The following is a 13,726-nucleotide window of genomic DNA, read 5'->3' on the forward strand; positions in this document are numbered from 1 at the left end:
TCCGCCCTGCCACTGCCGAGGAACAGCAGCATGAACATCCAGGACATCGTCGACTTCAGTGAAGCCAACACCGCGCCCGAGCGCTTCCGCCCGGCACCGGAGAAGATCCTCAAGGGCGATCCGGAGCAGACGGTCTTCAACCACTACGACAGCCCCTGCGGGCAGATGAATGCCGGCGTCTGGGAAGGCGCGGTCGGCCAGTGGACCGTGAACTACACCGAGCATGAATACTGCGAGATCGTCCAGGGTGTCTCGGTATTGCGCGACAACGACGGCAACGCCAAGACCTTGCGCACCGGCGACCGCTTCGTGATCCCGGCCGGTTTCAAGGGCACCTGGGAGGTGCTGGAGCACTGCCGCAAGATCTACGTGGTGTTCGAACAGAAGGCCTGATCAGGCCGCCGCGCACCAGCTGCGCGGCTCGTCGACAGCGCGCTGCGGGTAGGCGATGTCGAGCTTGAGGTCGGCGCGCTCGATGCGTAGCCGACCCTCCGGGGTTGCCTGCAACTCGCCCGGCGCCAGGGGCAGGATCCAGTAGAGGTCCTCACCGCCGCAGATCGATTTCAGCTGGGTGGCGACCGTGGCGGCCTGGAGATCGATGCGTCCGTCGGCCAGGACGAACCCGGCATGCACGTCGACCTCGATGGTTTCCGGTTGCGCGGCCAGGCGGTAGGAGTTGCCAACCTCGAAGCTGCCCGGCAGGGCCCGGCTCGGCACCAGCAGGCGCCCACTCTCCGGGTCGTTGAAACGTTGCAGGAAAGACTCCAGGACCGGCGCCACCTTGCGATTGGCAACGGCGACCGCCCTGCGGATTCGTCGCTCCACGGCCCTGTCGAGCGGCGCGGCAACTGGCGCCACCGAATCCAGCAGGATTGCCAGCGGCGTTTCGCCCAGAGCCACGCGCGGCAACCAGTCCGTACCCTGGCGCTCAAGCAGATAACCGGCAAGGTCACCCAGCACATAGCTCTCCACATCGGCAGCCAGGTCGGCGACAAGGTCATGCTCCTGCCCCTGGCGGATCAGCGCCTCGAGCCTCAGTCTCGACCATTCGCCTGAACCCGGACGCACTCCTTGCCCCAGCAGGTTGGCAACCGACTCCACGTACCGTGCCGTGCCCTCGGAGCGGTCGACCTGGCGAAGACGCCCCGCCTCGTCGGCATGTTCGTCCAGCCAGCGGCGATACCAATGACTGGCCCGCGCCAGGGCCTCGGGCTGCCCCAGGGCCGCCGCCAGCAACTGGCGAATGAGCTGGTTGCGATACACCCTGGGCTCGGCCCTGGCGGGATAGATGATGCTGCGCTCCGCACCCGGCAGGCGCAGCCACCCGGCTTCGACATGGAAATGAAAGGCTTCGTGGGTCGCCAGGCCCAACAGTTCAGGCAGCGCCCGTGGATCCTGCAACCGCTGCCGTTCCTGCGCTGGCAGCGCCGCCCCCAGGCCGATGAAGATCGCCGGCAGCCCCTGCCAGACGATTCGGCGATAACGCTGGTACTCGTAGCTGACACCCAGCTCCCGGACCTTCGCCATCGCCACTTCTTCACCGCCCCGCGCCCCCATCGCCCAGGCTCGTCGCCCATCGCTGACCACCAGCTGGATGTCGGCAAATACCCGGGTGGTGGGGCTGAACCCGGCCAACGCTGGCCAGGCCGTGCGCGTCGCCCGGATCAGCCGCTGCACATGGGCTTCGCGAGTGATCTCGACGGCGGCCTGCGGGGCGGCCGAGACCGCGACACTGGCGGCGGCCAAGAATACCAGCAGCAACAATAAAAGCATCCTTGCGATAACCATGAATGTCCTCCCTGACTGCGTTTTCTGGTTGCCCAGGCAGTCTAGGAAAGGCCCATCAGGAAAAACGCAGGAAATGGCGGCGTACGATGCAGGAAAAGGCCGAAAAAAGGCGAAAAAAAACCCCGAACCAGGTCGGGGTTTCTTTCGAAAGATAAAATCAATTACTTGATTTTGCCTTCCTTGTAGATCACGTGCTTGCGAACAACCGGATCATATTTCTTGATCTCGATTTTGTCCGGAGTAGTGCGCTTGTTCTTGTCAGTCGTGTAGAAATGACCAGTACCGGCGCTCGAGATCAGACGAATCAATTCACGCATGATTTAGCTCCTTATACCTTGCCATCACGGCGCAGTTCGGCCAGCACGGCGTCGATGCCGCGCTTGTCGATGATACGCATGCCCTTGGCGGAAACGCGCAGGCGCACGAAACGCTTCTCCGACTCAACCCAGAAGCGGTGATGCTGCAGGTTAGGCAGGAAACGACGACGGGTTTTGTTGTTTGCGTGGGAAATGTTATTCCCAGTCACCGGACCCTTACCGGTAACTTGACAGACTCTAGACATGCCTCAGCCCTCTAAAACCACATGCCCAACCCGGCATGGGTTGGCCGCTTAATCTCTCAGTCATTTGGCGCCAGGCGCCGCGTTTCTTTAAGGGTCTTACCGGCTACACCTACAAGCGAAGGAACCGGGCCCCTAGAAAAGAGCGCTGCTTTATACCAGAAAGACTACGGTGCAACAACATCAAGTGCGATTAAAAGCGTCTCGAGCGCCCGAAAACCTGGGTACGAGACCCCAATGCCGGGGCTCGGGGCAGAAAATGCCGCTCGTCGCACAAAATCCGCGCTTCACTGTAAAAGTCGGGAAATCTCGCACAGGCAAGAGCGAAGGATTGTACAGCAAGCCCGGCCGGCCGAGTAAAAATGGGATAGTCAATTGCCGCCCGGGGCACTAGGGTAGAGGTTTTTCCAGACTGCACTCGCAGATGGGACAACGACCTGCAAAGGAAACTGAACATGCGCTTCGCTGCCCTACCGCTATTGCTCGTCCCGTTTTTCGGCCCGCTGGCCCATGCCGCGACCTCGCTGAGCGTCTGCACCGAGGCCAGCCCCGAAGGCTTCGACGTCGTGCAGTACAACTCGCTGACCACCACCAATGCCTCGGCGGACGTGCTGATGAACCGCCTGGTGGACTTCGATGCCGCCAGCGGCAAGCTGGTGCCGAGCCTGGCCGACAGCTGGACCGTCTCCGATGACGGCCTGACCTACGACTTCAAGCTGCACCCGGGCGTGAAGTTCCACCGTACCGACTACTTCAAGCCGACCCGCGACCTGAGCGCGGCCGACGTACGCTTCAGCTTCGAGCGCATGCTCGATCCGGCCAACCCCTGGCACCGGATCGCCCAGAGCGGCTTCCCGCACGCCCAGTCGCTGCAGCTGCCGGCACTGATCAAGCGCATCGAGGCCACCGACCCGCTGACCGTGCGCTTCACCCTGGACCACCCGGACTCGACCTTTCTCGCCACCCTGAGCATGGGCTTCGCCTCGATCTACTCGGCGGAGTACGCCGACAAGCTGATGGCGGCCAATACCCCGGAAAAACTCAACAGCCAGCCGATCGGCACCGGTCCGTTCGTCTTCGGCCGGTTCCAGAAGGATGCCGTGATCCGCTACAGCGCCAACCCGGACTACTTCGCCGGCAAACCGGCGGTCGACACCCTGGTGTTCGCGATCACTCCGGACGCCAACGTGCGCCTGCAGAAACTGCGGCGCAACGAGTGCCAGGTCGCCCTGTCGCCCAAGCCGCTGGACGTCGATTCGGCGAGCAGGGACCCGGCGCTCAAGGTGGAGAAGACCGCCGCCTTCATGACCGCCTTCCTCGCCATCAACAGCCAGCACCCACCACTGGACAAGCCTGAGGTGCGCCAGGCGATCAACCTGGCCTTCGACAAGACCAGCTACCTCAAGGCGGTCTTCGAGGACACCGCCGAAGCCGCCAATGGCCCGTACCCTCCCAATACCTGGAGCTACGCCAGGGAGCTGCCCGGCTACGCCCACGACCCGGAGAAAGCCAAGGCCCTGCTCGCCAAGGCCGGCCTGAAGAACGGCTTCCAGACCACCATCTGGACCCGTCCATCCGGCAGCCTGCTCAACCCGAACCCGAGCCTCGGCGCACAGCTGCTGCAGGCCGACCTCGCCGAAGTGGGCATCCAGGCGGAAATCCGCGTGATCGAATGGGGCGAACTGATCCGGCGCGCCAAGGCTGGCGAGCACGACCTGCTGTTCATGGGCTGGGCCGGCGACAACGGTGACCCGGACAACTTCCTGACCCCGCAATTCTCCTGCGCCGCCGTGAAATCCGGGACCAACTTCGCCCGCTACTGCGACGCCAACCTGGACAAGCTGATCAGCGCCGGCAAGACCACCAGCGAACAGGGCGTGCGCAGCAAGCTCTACCAGCAGGCCCAGGCGCAGATCCAGCAGCAGGCACTCTGGCTGCCGCTGGCCCACCCGACCGCCTTCGCCCTGGTGCGCAAGGACGTCCACGGCTACCAGGTGAGCCCGTTCGGTCGCCAGGACTTCGCCAAGGTCAGCGTCAAGCCTTGACCTCCCGCATGGCCCCGGCAACGGGGCCATGCGCTACATCATCCCATGCTCCATCATCGAGAACGGGTCGCCGTCACCGATGACGAAATGATCGAGCACCCGCACATCCACCAGCTCCAGCGCAGTTTTCAGCCGTTCGGTCAGCAGCCGGTCGGCGTGGCTGGGTTCGGCCACCCCCGAAGGGTGGTTGTGACAGAGGATCAGCGCCGCCGCGTTATGCGCCAGTGCCCGCTTGACCACCTGCCGCGGGTACACGCTGGCATTGTCGATGGTCCCGCGGAACAGCGCCTCGAAGGCCAGCACCCGGTGCTTGGTATCGAGGAACAGGCAGCCGAACACCTCATGGGCCTCATGGCGCAACATCGCCTTCAGGTAATCCCGCACGGCCTGCGGGCTTTCCAGCGCCGAGTCGCGGCGCAGGCGCTCGGCCAGATGGCGGCGGGCCATTTCCAGCACCGCCTGCAACTGCGCGAACTTCGCCGGCCCAAGTCCCAACTCCCGGCTGAAATCCCGCGGCCCAGCCTCCAGCAGGCTACGCAAACTACCGAATTGCCTCAACAGATGCCGCGCCAGATCCACTGCGCTCTTGCCGCACACACCGGTGCGCAGGAAGATCGCCAGCAGTTCGGCGTCGGACAGGCTGGCCGCCCCCTGCTCCAGCAATTTCTCCCGCGGCCGCTCCGCCGCCGGCCAATCACGAATACTCATCACACCTCCCTGTCACCCTGGGGGCCCGCTGCTCCATAGCGGGCGCTGTGTTATCGTAGTCCATCTTTTTTACCCCCGAACCGGCCTGGGGAGGCGTCCTCGGGGGTGGTAACCACTGGACACTAAAAGGCAGGCCTATGCAGCGGCTGTATCGGAAACGCATCGTTCTCGGCGTCGGCGGCGGCATCGCCGCCTACAAAAGCGCCGAGCTGGTTCGCCGACTTCTCGACCAGGGTGCCGAAGTCCGCGTGGTCATGACCCGTGGCGGCAGTGAGTTCATCACCCCGCTGACCATGCAGGCGCTGTCCGGGCACCCGGTGCACCTGGACCTGCTCGACCCGGCAGCCGAGGCCGCGATGGGCCATATCGAGCTGGCGAAGTGGGCCGACCTGGTGCTGATTGCACCGGCCACCGCCGACCTGATCGCCCGCCTGGCCCAAGGCATCGCCGATGACCTGCTGACCACCCTGGTGCTCGCCACCGATGCCACCGTCGCCATCGCCCCGGCGATGAACCAGGCCATGTGGCGCGACCCGGCGACCCAGGCCAACACCCAATTGCTGCACAGCCGTGGCTTCAAGGTCTTCGGCCCGGCCTCCGGCAGCCAGGCCTGCGGCGACGTCGGCCTGGGACGCATGCTGGAAGCCACCGACCTGGCCCAGCACGCCGCCGACTGCTTCCAGCACCTGGCCCTGACCGGCAAGCATGTGCTGATCACCGCCGGCCCGACCCAGGAAAACATCGACCCGGTCCGCTACATCACCAACCACAGTTCCGGAAAAATGGGCTTCGCCCTGGCCGAGGCCGCCGTCGAAGCCGGCGCCCGCGTCACCCTGATCACCGGCCCGGTGCACCTGCCGACGCCGGACCGGGTCAGCCGGATCGATGTCGTCAGCGCCCGCGACATGCTCGCCGCCTGCGAGGCCGCGATCCCCTGCGACGTATTCATCGCCTCGGCCGCGGTAGCGGACTACCGCCCGGAGGTCGTTGCCCCCCAGAAACTCAAGAAAGACCCTACAACCGGCGACGGCCTGCTGCTGCAGATGGTGCGCAACCCGGACATCCTGGCGACCATCGCCGGCCGCCCCGACCGCCCCTTCAGCGTCGGCTTCGCCGCCGAGACCGAGCACCTGCTCGATTACGCCGCGCGCAAGCTCAAGGACAAGAACCTCGACCTGATCGTCGCCAATGACGTGGCCAACCCCAGCATCGGCTTCAACAGCGAGGAGAACGCCTGCAGCGTGATCGACCGGGAGCTGCAGGCCACCGTTTTCACCCAGACCAGCAAGGGCAAGATTGCCCGCCAGCTGATCTCCTTCATCGCTTCACGACTGAACCAGGTTTAATCCCCATGCACGCTTTGCAAGCCAAGATCCTCGACCCGCGCATCGGCAGCGAATTCCCCCTGCCGCAGTACGCCACCCCCGGCTCCGCCGGCCTCGACCTGCGCGCCATGCTGCAGCAGGACACCGTACTGGAGCCGGGCCAGACCTTGCTGATCCCGACCGGCCTGTCGGTCTACATTGGCGATCCCGGCCTCGCCGCGCTGATCCTGCCGCGCTCCGGCCTGGGCCACAAACATGGCATCGTCCTGGGCAACCTGGTCGGCCTGATCGACTCCGACTACCAGGGCGAGCTGATGGTCTCCTGCTGGAACCGCGGCCAGAGCGCCTTCACCATCGCCGTCGGCGAGCGCATCGCCCAACTGGTGCTGGTACCCGTGGTCCAGGCGCACTTCGAACTGGTCCAGGAGTTCGATGAAAGCCAACGCGGCGCTGGCGGTTTCGGGCATTCGGGCAGCCATTGACCTACGCTGATCCTGGCCGGCGCCCAAAAGCCGGCCAGGATGATTCGCGCTGCATTTCAGGATGAGTTTCGCGGAGGCGGTATTTGAAAGGCATCAAGCGCAGTGCAAAGGCCGGCAACGGCGCCGAACAGCAGGAGCTGCCGTCTTCGAACGAAGCCGCCAGGCCGTTGCTGCCGGGCCTGAAAATCGCGCTCGGCGGCCTGTTGCTCGCGGCCGTACTGCTCTGGTTCGGCATTCTGGCCCCCTCGCAGCAGTTCCTTCGCTCGCAACTGGCGCAATCCGCCGGCGCCATGGCAGGCTCGCAACTGAGCCAAGCCACCAGCGGGCTGGTCGCCCTGACGGACGCCGCCGCCCTCGACCCCGCACTCCTCAAGGCCCTGCGGGCCCCGGACGGCAGTGCCGTGAAAGCGGCGGAAAGCAGCCTGCATTACCTGCCCGGCCTGGTCGATGCACAATTGAACCTGCGCGACGCTGCCCAACCGCTCACCGACCGTGCCGCACCGCTCAACTTCTCGGCCCTGGACCTGATCCGCCGAGCCGAACGCGGCACCCGGCCCGCACCGGAAGCCTACAAGGTCGGCCAACGCTGGCTGGTCTACAGCGTCGCCCCCTTGCGCGAGACAACTGACGCCCCGATAGCCGGCACCCTGCTGCTGGTGTTCGATCTGCAGCAAGTGTTGCAGCCCCTGGCCTACTGGCCGGCGAACTCCGGCTCGCTACAACTGACCCAAAGCATCCTCGGCAGCCCTGAGCAGGTGCTCGATCAACGTGGCACGGCTGCCTCGACCGAGACCTACCCATTCGCCAGCGGCAACTGGACGCTCAAATTCACCCCGGGCCCGGCCTACCAGTTCGGCTATCCGCCCAGCGTCTACGGCTTGCTGCTGTTGGTCATGGGACTGCTGCTCGGCAGCAGCGCCCTGGCGATCCGCCTGACCCACCAGCGCCTGCAACGCCGCCTCGACGACGATGCCCGACAGCTGGAACAGCTGTTCCACGAACTCTCCAGCGGAAAAGCCGTCAAAGCCTTCAGTTTGAGCCTGCCGGCCCTCAACGGACTGGCGCAGGAACTGGCGCGCTTCTCCCAGCGCAACGCCCAGCCTGCGGCCACCCCGCAGCATGCCGGCATCGATTCAGGCCCAACGACCAGCAGTGCCCCGGAGCCGAACCAACCCGCCACCCATGGTGCCGACTGGATCGATCCGCTATTCCAAGATGTCGACTTCCTTGATGTCGACATTCTCGACGAAAACCAGGACTTCCTGAGAACGGAGCACCCTCAAGCAATGAACAGCACCGTACCGACATTCCCAGACAGCATCTTCCGCGCCTACGACATCCGCGGCACCGTCCCGGAAACCCTGAATGGCGAGACCGCCTACTGGATCGGCCGCGCCATCGGCTCGCAGAGCCTGGCCCAGGGTGAACCCAACGTTTCGGTCGGCCGCGACGGCCGACTGTCCGGCCCGGAGCTGGTCCAACAACTGATCCAGGGCCTGCATGACAGCGGCTGCCACGTCAGCGATGTCGGCCTGGTGCCAACACCGGCCCTGTACTACGCCGCCAACGTGCTGGCAGGAAAATCCGGGGTGATGCTGACCGGCAGCCATAACCCGTCGAACTACAACGGCTTCAAGATCATCATCGCCGGCGACACCCTGGCCAACGAACAGATCCAGGCCCTGCACACCCGCCTGAAAACCAATGACCTGAGCAGCGGCAAGGGCAGCATCGAGAAAGTCGAGATCCTCGACCGCTACTTCAAGCAAATCCGCGAGGACATCGTCCTGGCGAAGAAACTCAAGGTGGTGGTCGACTGCGGCAACGGCGCCGCCGGCGTGATCGCGCCCCAGCTGATCGAAGCGCTGGGTTGCGAAGTGATCCCGCTGTTCTGCGAGGTCGACGGCAACTTCCCGAACCACCACCCGGACCCGGGCAAGCCGGAAAACCTCGAGGACCTGATCGCCAAGGTCAAGGAAACCAACGCCGACGTGGGCCTGGCCTTCGATGGCGACGGCGACCGCGTCGGCGTGGTGACCAATACCGGCAGCATCGTCTTCCCCGACCGCCTGCTGATGCTGTTCGCCAAGGACGTGGTGTCGCGCAACCCTGGCGCGGATATCATTTTCGACGTCAAGTGCACCCGCCGCCTGACGCCGCTGATCCAGGAGTATGGCGGTCGCCCGGTCATGTGGAAGACCGGTCATTCGTTGATCAAGAAGAAGATGAAACAGAGCGGCGCCCTGCTCGCCGGCGAGATGAGTGGCCATATCTTCTTCAAGGAGCGCTGGTTCGGTTTCGACGACGGCATCTACAGCGCCGCGCGCCTGCTGGAGATCCTCAGCCAGGAGAAATCCACCGCCGAGGAGCTGTTCGCGACCTTCCCGAACGATATTTCCACGCCGGAGATCAACATTAATGTGACCGACGAGGGCAAATTCAGCATCATTGAAGCCTTGCACGACGCACAATGGGGCGATGCCAACCTGACCACCATCGATGGTGTCCGGGTCGACTACCCCAAAGGCTGGGGCCTGGTTCGCGCCTCCAACACCACGCCGGTGCTGGTGCTGCGCTTCGAGGCCGATACCGAGGACGAGCTGCAGCGCATCAAGGACGTGTTCCACGCCCAGCTCAAACGTGTTGCACCCGATCTCCAACTACCGTTCTGACCTCCAGGCGGTGTAGAACACCGCCTGACCACCTGTTTCACCGGAGCCCTGAATGACCCTCGAACGCGAAGCCGCTGCCAACACCGCCAAGGTTCTTTCCGAAGCGTTGCCCTACATCCGCCGATACGTCGGCAAGACGCTGGTGATCAAGTACGGCGGCAACGCTATGGAAAGCGAAGAGCTCAAGACCGGCTTTGCCCGCGATATCGTGTTGATGAAGGCCGTGGGCATCAACCCGGTGGTCGTGCACGGCGGCGGCCCGCAGATCGGTGACCTGCTCAAGCGCCTGTCCATCGAGAGCCATTTCGTCGACGGGATGCGCGTTACCGACGCCCAGACCATGGACGTGGTGGAAATGGTCCTCGGCGGCCAGGTGAACAAGAGCATCGTCAACCTGATCAACCGCCATGGCGGCAGCGCCATCGGCCTGACCGGCAAGGACGCGGAGCTGATTCGCGCGAAGAAGCTCACCGTCACCCGCCAGACCCCGGAGATGACCGCACCGGAAATCATCGACTACGGCCAGGTGGGTGAAGTGGTCGGGATCAACACCGACCTGCTGAACCTGCTGGTCAAGGGCGATTTCATCCCGGTGATCGCGCCGATCGGCGTGGGCGCCAACGGCGAGTCCTACAACATCAACGCCGACCTGGTGGCTGGCAAGATCGCCGAGGCCCTGAAAGCCGAGAAGCTGATGCTGCTGACCAACATCGCCGGCCTGCTGGACAAGGAAGGCAAGGTCCTGACCGGCCTGAGCACCGACCAGGTCAACGCCCTGATCGCCGACGGCACCATCTACGGCGGCATGCTGCCGAAGATCCAGTGCGCCCTGGAAGCGGTACAGGGTGGCGTGGGCAGCTCGCTGATCATCGACGGCCGGGTACCGAACGCGGTCCTGCTGGAGATCTTCACCGACACCGGCATGGGCACCCTGATCAGCAACCGCAAGCGTCACTGATCCGCCCGTACCCTCTGCAGGAGCGAGCTTGCTCGCGATAAACGTCAACGATAACGCTGGTCACCTGATGCCCGGCGTTGAGGCGACTACCATCGCGAGCAAGCTCGCTCCTGCAGTCCTGCAAGTTCGCCACGATGCGAGCGCATAATAAAGCCCCGCTCCGGGACACCGGGCGGGGCTTTTTCATGACGGCACACTCAGCGCAACAACTGCTCGACCCGAACCCGGTCCGCCGCGAAATCCTGCTGGGCCTGGGTGCGCGCCGCCTGGTACCTGGCGATATCGGCCTTCATCCGACCCTGTTCATCGCGCAGGCCACCGAGCTGCGCCAGCAACTGCGGTGAAACCTCCTTGCCGGCACGCTCCTGCTCCGCCGCCTGGCCCTGCAGGCTGGCCTGCTGGGCCAACAGCGCCTGGAGGTTGTTCTGCACACTGGCAATCAGCGCATCCAGCTCGGCCAGCTTGCGGGCCTGGGCCTTGTCCACTTCCTCGACACTGGAATAGCGCTGCAGCAACTGGGCATTGGCATCGGCCTGGGCCTTCTCGGCCTGCTTGCGCTGCTGCTGCTCGGGCGTCAACGCCGGGGCCACGGTCTGCACCACCCGGCCCTGCTGGTTCAGGACCTGGTAGCCCTTGCCGATGTACTCCGGCGGCACGCCCTGACGGTCCAGCACGGTGACGCCCTTGTTGTCGACATAGCGATAGAACAGGACCTCGTCAGCCCATGCGGCGAACGAGGCCCCGAGCGCCAGGGCCAGAAACAGGCAGACCGGGCGCAAGAGGGATCAGATCCCGTACTGTGCGCGGTAGGCCTCCACCGCGGGCAGGTGCTGCTTGAGCTGCTCGTCGCCGGCGAGGAATTCCAGCACCTGGTTCAGCGAGACGATGCTCACCACCGGGATACCGAAATCGCGCTCGACTTCCTGGATCGCCGACAACTCACCGTTGCCACGCTCCTGGCGGTTCAGCGCGATCAGCACGCCCGCGGCCTTGGCGCCGTCCTGCGACTCGATGATCTGCATCACTTCGCGAATCGCGGTGCCGGCGGTGATGACGTCGTCGATGATCAGCACATTGCCGGTCAGTGGCGCGCCAACCAGGCTGCCACCTTCACCGTGGGCCTTGGCTTCCTTGCGGTTGAAGCACCAGGGCAGGTCGCGCTGGTGATGCTCGGCCAGGGCCACGGCTGTCGCGGCGGCCAGTGGAATACCCTTGTAGGCGGGGCCGAACAGCACGTCGAAGGGAATGCCGCTCTCGACGATCGCCGCGGCATAGAAACGACCCAGCTGGGCCAGCGCGGAGCCTGAGTTGAACAGGCCGGCATTGAAGAAGTACGGGCTGGTACGACCCGACTTCAGGGTGAACTCACCGAAGCGCAGAACTCCGCGATCGATGGCAAAACGAATGAAATCGCGCTGATACGCCTGCATGAAAAACCCCGGATACCACGAATTTAGCTAATTAGGTAGAGCTCGGGTATCATACACGCACGTGATTTTTGGGGCCATTTATGCGGATCATCAGTGTGAACGTCAATGGTATTCAGGCTGCAGTCGAGCGTGGTTTGCTCAGTTGGCTGCAAGCCCAGAATGCCGACGTCATCTGCCTGCAGGACACCCGCGCCTCCGCCTTTGAACTGGATGATCCAGCCTTCCAACTGGATGGCTACTTCCTTTATGCCTGCGATGCCGAAGTCCCCGCCCAGGGTGGCGTGGCTCTGTATTCGCGGTTGCAACCGAAGGCTGTCATCAGCGGTCTCGGTTTCGAGACGGCAGACCGCTACGGGCGCTACCTGCAAGCCGATTTCGACAAGGTCAGCATCGCGACCTTGCTGCTTCCATCCGGGCAGAACGGCGATGAAGACTTGAACCAGAAGTTCAAGCTTATGGACGACTTCGCCCGCTACCTGGATAAACAGCGGCGCAAGCGTCGTGAGTACATCTATTGCGGTTCGCTCTATGTGGCGCAGCAGAAGCTCGACATCAAGAACTGGCGTGACAGCCAGCAGTCTCCGGGCTTCCTGGCACCGGAACGGGCCTGGATGGACGAGATACTGGGCAACATGGGCTATGTCGACGCCCTGCGCGAAGTCAGCCGTGAAGGTGACCAGTACAGCTGGTGGCCGGACAACGAACAGGCCGAGATGCTCAACCTCGGCTGGCGCTTCGACTACCAGATCCTGACGCCGGGCCTGCGCCGCTCCGTGCGCAGTGCACGCCTGCCACGCCAGCCGCGCTTCTCGCAGCACGCGCCGCTGATCGTGGACTACGACTGGACGCTGACCATCTGAGTGAGCGACAGCCACAAAAAAGCCGACGTCATGTCGGCTTTTTTGCATCTGCTCGCGCCGATCAGTCGGCCAGTGCGGCGTTCTGCAGCTCGAAGATCTCGCTCATGCCCTTCTTCGCCAGCTCCAGCATCGCATTCAGCTCTTCAGGCTGGAACGGCGCGCCTTCAGCGGTGCCCTGCACTTCGATGAAACCGCCCGTGCTGGTCATCACCACGTTCAGGTCGGTCTCGGCAGCGGAATCCTCCAGGTAGTCCAGGTCCAGTACCGGCTCGCCCTGGTACATGCCCACCGACACCGCGGCGATCATCTGCTTGAGCGGGTTGCCCGCCTTGAGGCCGCCGCGCTTCTTGATCACCTTCAGTGCATCGGCCAGGGCCACCATGGACCCGGTGATCGACGCCGTACGGGTGCCGCCATCGGCCTGGATCACGTCGCAGTCGACATACAGGGTGATGTCGCCAAGCTTGGACATGTCCAGCGAGGCGCGCAGCGAACGGCCGATCAGGCGCTGGATCTCCAGGGTCCGGCCACCCTGCTTGCCACGGCTGGCCTCACGCTGGGTACGTTCGCCGGTCGCCCGCGGCAGCATGCCGTATTCGGCGGTCAGCCAGCCCTGGCCCTGCCCCTTGAGGAAGCGCGGGACCCCATTCTCGACGCTGACCGTACAGATCACTTTGGTGTCACCAAACTCGACCAGTACAGACCCCTCGGCGTGTTTGGTGTAGTTGCGGGTGATGCGGATCGAGCGAAGCTGATCGGCGGCGCGACCACTTGGACGTTTCATCTGGGAATACCTGTACAGGGACGGAAATCTACCCGGCATTATAGAGGTCATGGCCGGCGCTGGGCAGTTCTAAAATCTCGACTGCATGTCACCGCCTCCGACAAGGCAACCACAA

Annotated in this window: 14 protein-coding genes; 7 read left to right on the forward strand and 7 right to left on the reverse strand. The window is 64.1% G+C overall.

The window, feature by feature from the left end; genetic code table 11:
• Window positions 1-30: 30 nt before the first annotated feature.
• Entirely contained in the window at window positions 31-393 is a 363-nt protein-coding gene (locus HU752_RS00125) for a cupin domain-containing protein (protein ID WP_186687666.1), read from the forward strand.
• Here the strand turns inward: HU752_RS00125 and HU752_RS00130 are convergent, their stop codons facing one another.
• The 3 genes from HU752_RS00130 to rpmB all read right to left on the reverse strand — a co-directional run bounded on the left by HU752_RS00130 (window position 394) and on the right by rpmB (window position 2,350).
• The gene (locus HU752_RS00130; protein ID WP_225920089.1) at window positions 394-1,761 is read right to left on the reverse strand and encodes a hypothetical protein; all 1,368 of its coding nucleotides are present in this window, start codon (window positions 1,759-1,761) and stop codon (window positions 394-396) included.
• A gap of 188 nt (window positions 1,762-1,949) precedes the next feature.
• Window positions 1,950-2,105, reverse strand: coding sequence for a 50S ribosomal protein L33 (gene rpmG / locus HU752_RS00135; RefSeq protein WP_003177274.1), 156 nt, complete (start codon window positions 2,103-2,105; stop codon window positions 1,950-1,952).
• Between the two features lie 11 nt (window positions 2,106-2,116).
• Window positions 2,117-2,350, reverse strand: coding sequence for a 50S ribosomal protein L28 (rpmB, locus tag HU752_RS00140; protein ID WP_026144812.1), 234 nt, complete (start codon window positions 2,348-2,350; stop codon window positions 2,117-2,119).
• A gap of 452 nt (window positions 2,351-2,802) precedes the next feature.
• Between rpmB and HU752_RS00145 the strand changes: the two genes are divergently transcribed.
• Window positions 2,803-4,392: an ABC transporter substrate-binding protein gene (locus tag HU752_RS00145; protein ID WP_186687672.1), complete on the forward strand. Its 1,590-nt coding sequence runs from the start codon at window positions 2,803-2,805 to the stop codon at window positions 4,390-4,392.
• A gap of 33 nt (window positions 4,393-4,425) precedes the next feature.
• Here HU752_RS00145 and radC read toward each other — a convergent pair whose 3' ends face one another.
• Window positions 4,426-5,100, reverse strand: a complete 675-nt coding sequence (gene radC / locus HU752_RS00150) for a RadC family protein (RefSeq protein WP_186687675.1) — start codon at window positions 5,098-5,100, stop codon at window positions 4,426-4,428.
• Between the two features lie 137 nt (window positions 5,101-5,237).
• Between radC and coaBC the strand changes: the two genes are divergently transcribed.
• The 4 genes from coaBC (at window position 5,238) to argB (ending at window position 10,537) form a co-directional block, all read left to right on the forward strand.
• Complete coding sequence (gene coaBC / locus HU752_RS00155) at window positions 5,238-6,446, forward strand: bifunctional phosphopantothenoylcysteine decarboxylase/phosphopantothenate--cysteine ligase CoaBC (protein ID WP_186687685.1); 1,209 nt, start codon at window positions 5,238-5,240, stop codon at window positions 6,444-6,446.
• Window positions 6,447-6,451: 5 nt separating this feature from the next.
• Window positions 6,452-6,907 carry a dUTP diphosphatase gene (gene dut / locus HU752_RS00160; RefSeq protein WP_186687687.1) on the forward strand — a complete coding sequence of 152 codons (456 nt, stop codon included), beginning with the start codon at window positions 6,452-6,454 and terminating at the stop codon, window positions 6,905-6,907.
• Between the two features lie 1,286 nt (window positions 6,908-8,193).
• Window positions 8,194-9,579: a phosphomannomutase/phosphoglucomutase gene (gene algC, locus HU752_RS00165; protein WP_202894697.1), complete on the forward strand. Its 1,386-nt coding sequence runs from the start codon at window positions 8,194-8,196 to the stop codon at window positions 9,577-9,579.
• Between the two features lie 52 nt (window positions 9,580-9,631).
• Window positions 9,632-10,537, forward strand: coding sequence for an acetylglutamate kinase (argB, locus tag HU752_RS00170; RefSeq protein WP_017901683.1), 906 nt, complete (start codon window positions 9,632-9,634; stop codon window positions 10,535-10,537).
• A 197-nt stretch (window positions 10,538-10,734) separates the two neighbouring features.
• On the opposite strand, the gene HU752_RS00175 is transcribed toward argB, so the two are convergent.
• Both HU752_RS00175 and pyrE read right to left on the reverse strand, forming a co-directional pair.
• Window positions 10,735-11,316, reverse strand: coding sequence for a DUF4124 domain-containing protein (locus tag HU752_RS00175; protein ID WP_186687693.1), 582 nt, complete (start codon window positions 11,314-11,316; stop codon window positions 10,735-10,737).
• Window positions 11,317-11,322: 6 nt separating this feature from the next.
• Window positions 11,323-11,967: an orotate phosphoribosyltransferase gene (gene pyrE, locus HU752_RS00180; protein ID WP_186687696.1), complete on the reverse strand. Its 645-nt coding sequence runs from the start codon at window positions 11,965-11,967 to the stop codon at window positions 11,323-11,325.
• Between the two features lie 80 nt (window positions 11,968-12,047).
• On the opposite strand from pyrE, the gene crc reads away from it, so the two are divergent.
• On the forward strand, window positions 12,048-12,827 hold the full coding sequence (crc, locus tag HU752_RS00185) for a catabolite repression control protein Crc (RefSeq protein WP_017901686.1): 780 nt from the start codon (window positions 12,048-12,050) through the stop codon (window positions 12,825-12,827).
• Between the two features lie 61 nt (window positions 12,828-12,888).
• On the opposite strand, the gene rph is transcribed toward crc, so the two are convergent.
• Entirely contained in the window at window positions 12,889-13,611 is a 723-nt protein-coding gene (rph, locus tag HU752_RS00190) for a ribonuclease PH (protein WP_186687699.1), read from the reverse strand.
• Between the last annotated feature and the right edge of the window lie 115 nt (window positions 13,612-13,726).

Origin of the sequence: Pseudomonas vanderleydeniana (genome assembly GCF_014268755.2) — a bacterium.
GTDB lineage: Bacteria > Pseudomonadota > Gammaproteobacteria > Pseudomonadales > Pseudomonadaceae > Aquipseudomonas > Aquipseudomonas vanderleydeniana.